This is a genomic window from Mesorhizobium sp. M7A.F.Ca.US.014.04.1.1 (genome assembly GCF_003998745.1).
GTDB classification, from domain to species: Bacteria; Pseudomonadota; Alphaproteobacteria; order Rhizobiales; family Rhizobiaceae; genus Mesorhizobium; species Mesorhizobium ciceri.
On sequence record NZ_RZRW01000464.1, the window covers coordinates 1 to 4,504 of the forward strand.

5 protein-coding genes and 1 pseudogene are annotated in these 4,504 nt (G+C 61.4%); 4 read left to right on the plus strand and 2 right to left on the minus strand.

Annotated features, from left to right (window positions below; genetic code table 11):
* The coding region (locus EOA22_RS25090; protein ID WP_127390285.1) for a trimethylamine methyltransferase family protein at window positions 1–1,484 on the minus strand (1,484 nt) is incomplete at its 3' end.
* A 272-nt stretch (window positions 1,485–1,756) separates the two neighbouring features.
* Between EOA22_RS25090 and EOA22_RS25095 the strand changes: the two genes are divergently transcribed.
* The gene (locus tag EOA22_RS25095) at window positions 1,757–2,455 is read left to right on the plus strand and encodes a cobalamin-binding protein (protein WP_013531175.1); all 699 of its coding nucleotides are present in this window, start codon (window positions 1,757–1,759) and stop codon (window positions 2,453–2,455) included.
* Window positions 2,456–2,543: 88 nt separating this feature from the next.
* On the opposite strand, the gene EOA22_RS39725 is transcribed toward EOA22_RS25095, so the two are convergent.
* On the minus strand, window positions 2,544–2,762 hold the full coding sequence (locus EOA22_RS39725; protein WP_318011966.1) for a hypothetical protein: 219 nt from the start codon (window positions 2,760–2,762) through the stop codon (window positions 2,544–2,546).
* On the opposite strand from EOA22_RS39725, the gene EOA22_RS25105 reads away from it, so the two are divergent.
* The 3 genes and pseudogenes from EOA22_RS25105 to EOA22_RS25115 form a co-directional block, all read left to right on the plus strand.
* Window positions 2,748–3,377: a DUF1638 domain-containing protein gene (locus EOA22_RS25105; protein WP_013531173.1), complete on the plus strand. Its 630-nt coding sequence runs from the start codon at window positions 2,748–2,750 to the stop codon at window positions 3,375–3,377. The two genes, EOA22_RS39725 and EOA22_RS25105, sit on opposite strands and share 15 nt — an antisense overlap.
* A gap of 104 nt (window positions 3,378–3,481) precedes the next feature.
* Window positions 3,482–4,057: a DUF4893 domain-containing protein gene (locus EOA22_RS25110; RefSeq protein WP_013531172.1), complete on the plus strand. Its 576-nt coding sequence runs from the start codon at window positions 3,482–3,484 to the stop codon at window positions 4,055–4,057.
* Between the two features lie 93 nt (window positions 4,058–4,150).
* A pseudogene (locus tag EOA22_RS25115) lies at window positions 4,151–4,504 on the plus strand (formyl transferase); the annotation flags it as partial.

The following is a 4,504-nucleotide window of genomic DNA, read 5'->3' on the forward strand; positions in this document are numbered from 1 at the left end:
TAGCTTTCCAGCCAGCGGCGCGCGAGTTCGTTGGCGCGCTGCGGCGCTGTCTTCTCGCCTTCGGCCAGCCACTGCTCGTAGGAATTGTTGTCGGCGATGTTGGAGCGGTAGAAGGCGGTCTGGAAATTGGCCTGGGTGTGGTCGCAGCCGAGATAATGGCTGCCCGGCCCGACCTGGCGGATGGCGTCCATCGCCTGGCCGTTTTCCGACAGGTCGACGCCTTCGGAGAATTTCTGCGTCATGCCGAGCTGGTCGATGTCCATCATGAACTTTTCGTAGCAGGAGGCCAGCCCGCCCTCGAGCCAGCCGGCCGAGTGCAGCACGAAATTGGTGCCGGCCAGGATGGTCGAGTTCAGCGTGTTGGCGCTTTCATAAGCCGCTTGTGCATCCGGAACCTTGGACGCGCAGAGCGAGCCGCCGGTGCGGAACGGCAGGCCGAGACGGCGCGCCAGCTGTGCGGCGCCATAGGAAACCAGCGACGGCTCCGGCGTGCCGAAGGTCGGCGCCCCCGACTGCATCGAAATCGACGAGGCGAAGGTACCGAACAGCACCGGCGCGCCGGGACGGATGAGCTGCGTGAACGACGCGCCGGCCAGCACTTCGGCCAGAACCTGCGTCAGCGTGCCGGCAACCGTCACCGGGCTCATCGCGCCGGCGAGGATGAACGGCGTGACGATGCAGGCCTGGTTGTGGCGCGCATAGACCTTCAGCGCACCGAGCATGGTCTCGTCGAACACCATCGGCGAGTTGGCGTTGATCAGGCTGGTCAGCACCGTGTTGTTCTCGACGAAATCGTCGCCGAACACGATCTTGGCCATGGCGACGGTGTCCTCGGCGCGTTCCGGCGCGGTCACCGAGCCCATAAACGGCTTATCGGAATATTTGATGTGGCTGTAGATCATGTCGAGGTGGCGCTTGTTGACCGGCACATCGACCGGCTCGCATACCGTGCCGCCCGAATGGTGGATCGACGGCGCCATATAGGCGAGCTTAACGAAATTCTGGAAATCCTCGATCGTCGCGTAGCGCCTGACACCGTCGAGGTCACGCACGAAGGGCGGGCCATAGACCGGCGCGAACACGGTGGCATTGCCACCGATCTGCACCGAACGCTCGGAATTGCGGGCGTGCTGGGTGTAGACGGACGGTGCGGTCTTGAGCAGCGAACGGCACAGCCCCTTCGGGAAATGCACGCGCTCGCCCTTGACGTCGGCGCCGGCCTCTTTCCACAGTTGCAGCGCTTCTGCATCGTCGCGGAAGATGATGCCGATCTCCTCGAGCACCGTGTCGGTGTTCTTCTCGATCAGCGCCAGGCCTTCCTCGTCCAGCACCTCGTAAACGTTGATCTTGCGCTTGATGTAGGTGAGCTGCGTGCCCGGGCCTCCGCCCGAACGCGCGGCCCGCCGGGCAGCAGCCCCGCCGCTGGCGCCGCGCCCACGTCGCGCGTTTGACGCTTCCTGATCGACTGCCGCGTGTTCGCTCATGGTGTTCTTCCCTGAATCTGTTCTTGTCTGGAATCCATAGCGGCTGCTCTCGCCGCTTCTTGCCAGATCGTAGCCATGCACCCTATTCGAAACGGCCCGCCAGCGCCAACGCCTGTCGCAAAATCGACAAGAATTCCAAGAGAGTTACGGTCGCTTTCCTTTTGCGGGAAGTCGCAAATCAGCTATGGATACATGCCCTCAGCGGGTTAGGTATGAACGCGAAGATATGTGCCTTGCGACATGGTCGCGATGCCGGCAGGAGCTCGATACAAATGTCCGACGACGAGATCATCCTTTCCGAACTTTCCGACGACGAGTTGGTGCAGCAGATGCACGACGATCTCTATGACGGGCTGAAGGAAGAGATCGAAGAAGGCACCAACATCCTGCTCGAGCGCGGCTGGGCGCCTTACAAGGTGCTGACCGAGGCGCTGGTCGAAGGCATGCGCATCGTCGGCGAGGATTTTCGCGACGGCATCCTGTTCGTGCCGGAAGTGCTGCTTTCCGCCAATGCGATGAAGGCGGGCATGTTCATCCTGCGCCCGCTGCTCGCCGCCACCGGCGCGCCCAAGCAAGGCAAGATGGTCATCGGCACCGTCAAGGGCGACATCCACGATATCGGCAAGAACCTTGTCGGCATGATGATGGAGGGCGCTGGCTTCGACGTCATCGATCTCGGCATCAACAATGCGGTCGAGAAATATCTCGATGCGATCGAACAGCACCAGCCCGACATCATCGGCATGTCCGCACTGCTGACCACGACCATGCCCTATATGAAGGTCGTCATCGACACGATGAAGGAAAAGGGCATCCGCGACGATTATGTCGTGCTGGTCGGCGGCGCACCGCTGAACGAGGAATTCGGCAAGGCCGTCGGCGCCGATGCCTATTGCCGCGACGCGGCGGTGGCGGTCGAGACCGCCAAGGACTTCATGAAGCGCAAGCACAATGTGCGCGCTTCGGCCTGATTGGCCAATTCGGCCTGGACGACAGGAGAAGCCGCGCCCTTGCAGCGCGGCTTTTTTGTTACCAGATGATGAGGTGGCCGCGTGCGGATCAGGGCTTGGTGACGGTGTCCTCGACCGCCTTGGCCGTCGATTTGACATCCCTGCCGACGCCACGGACGGTGTTCGCGCAGGCCGCAAGGGCCAAGGCGCAGGCCAGGATGGCAATCGGCGTGATGCGCAGCAGTTTCATGGACGGTGTCTCCCTCAACAGATAAATTAGCGCCACAACAACGAAGGCCGCTCGACTGGTTCCATGGCCAAGACGCAAAAAACGAAACCGAATCAAGACGACAGGCTGCTCGTCATCGCCTGCGGGATGATTGCGCGCGAAGTTCTGGCCGTCAAGGAACAGCTCGGGCTGGATCACCTCGACCTGACCTGCCTGCCGGCGGAATTCCATTTCTACCCGGACCGCATCGCACCGGCCATGGACAAGGCGATCGAAAAAGCCAAGACGGAAGGCTACAGCAACATCTTCGTCGGCTATGCCGATTGCGGCACCGGCGGTCTGCTCGACCGCATCTGCGAGAAGCATGGCGTCGAGCGCATGGCCGGCCCGCATTGCTTCGCCTTCTACCAGGGCATGGAGGCCTATGCGAAAGTCGCAGACGACGACATGATGTCGTTCTACATGACCGACTTCCTCTGCCGGCAGTTCGACGCTTTCTTCATGAAACCGCTCGGCCTCGACAAGCACCCGGAGTTGATCAAGGACTATTTCGGCAATTACGAGAAGCTGATCTACCTCGCCCAGACCAACGATCCGGAACTCGACAAGGTCGCCGAAAAAGCCGCCAGAATGCTCGGTCTCGTCTATGAACGCCGCGCCACCGGTTATGGCGACCTGACGGCCGGGATGGCGCAGGCGGCTGCAGGCGCCTGAAGCAATTCTTGCCCCGCGATGACTCAAGGCTAGATGACAGGCCGCCGTGGACGGGTAAGGTGTGCGCCACAAGCAAACAGACTGCCAGCCATGGAAACGCACTGATGACCCCTCGCCTCTTGATAGCTGCACTCGGCCTCCTCTGTTTGGCCCTGCCCGCCCATGCCGACGGCGAGATACAGAAACTCATCACCCCGGCCGACAAGACGCGGCTCGACAAATATGGCGAGACCCGCAAGGCAGCCCTTGCCGAGGCGAAGACAGGCAACCCGGCCGAGGTCAAGCAACTCGATGCCCTGTTGGCAAAGCCGCTGGTGGCCTTTTCCGACAAGGACCTGACCGGCAACTGGCAGTGCCGCACCATCAAGGCCGGCGGACCTTTGCCGCTCGTCATCTATGGCTGGTTCAAGTGCAAGGTGACCGATGACGGTTCCGGCTGGCGGCTGGAGAAGATCAGCGGCTCGCAGCGCACCAGGGGCCGTTTCTTCGACGATGGCGAGAAACGCGCGATCTATCTCGGCTCCTTCTATGTCAACAGCGATCCGGCAAAGCCCTATGGCAGCGGTCCGCAAACCGACCAGGTCGGCTACGCCTTCCGCAACAGCGCCAAGGAATGGCGCATCGAATTTCCGGCGCCCTACTATGAATCGAAGCTCGATATCATCGAATTCAAGCGCTGACTGTGTATCGAAGAGCTGATCACCAAGGATTAACCCGGACACCCTAGCATCCCGTCTATTGTCGAGAAGGGTTGCTTGGAGGGGGCAAGATCCATGGCAGCATCAGAATCCAATACGCGTCCGATCGTGGTCGTCACCGGAGGCGGCCAGCATGTCTGGGCTATGATCAATGCGATCGCCGACCGCGTAGGTCCTGTCAGCGTCGTCCTCGAAACGCCTGAATCCAAAAAGCAATTGCTGCGTGGCCGGGCTCGCCGCCAAGGCTGGATTTCCGCCATCGGCCAGCTTGGCACGATGGTACTGAGTAGGTTGGGCAAGCGATTCCTGGCCGGCCATAGCGCGCGACTGATTGCCGAGGAGAAGCTGGAGGTTGAGCCGCGACCAGGCCAGGAGATCATCCCGGTAGCCTCGGCCAATGGGCTTGAGTGCCTGCAGGCGATCCAGAAG

Coding starts and splice junctions, on each gene's coding strand:
- EOA22_RS25095 (WP_013531175.1), top strand. CDS start 1,757: ATGTCCGACGACGAGATCATCCTTTCCGAACTTTCCGACGACGAGTTG.
- EOA22_RS25105 (WP_013531173.1), top strand. CDS start 2,748: ATGGCCAAGACGCAAAAAACGAAACCGAATCAAGACGACAGGCTGCTC.
- EOA22_RS25110 (WP_013531172.1), top strand. CDS start 3,482: ATGACCCCTCGCCTCTTGATAGCTGCACTCGGCCTCCTCTGTTTGGCC.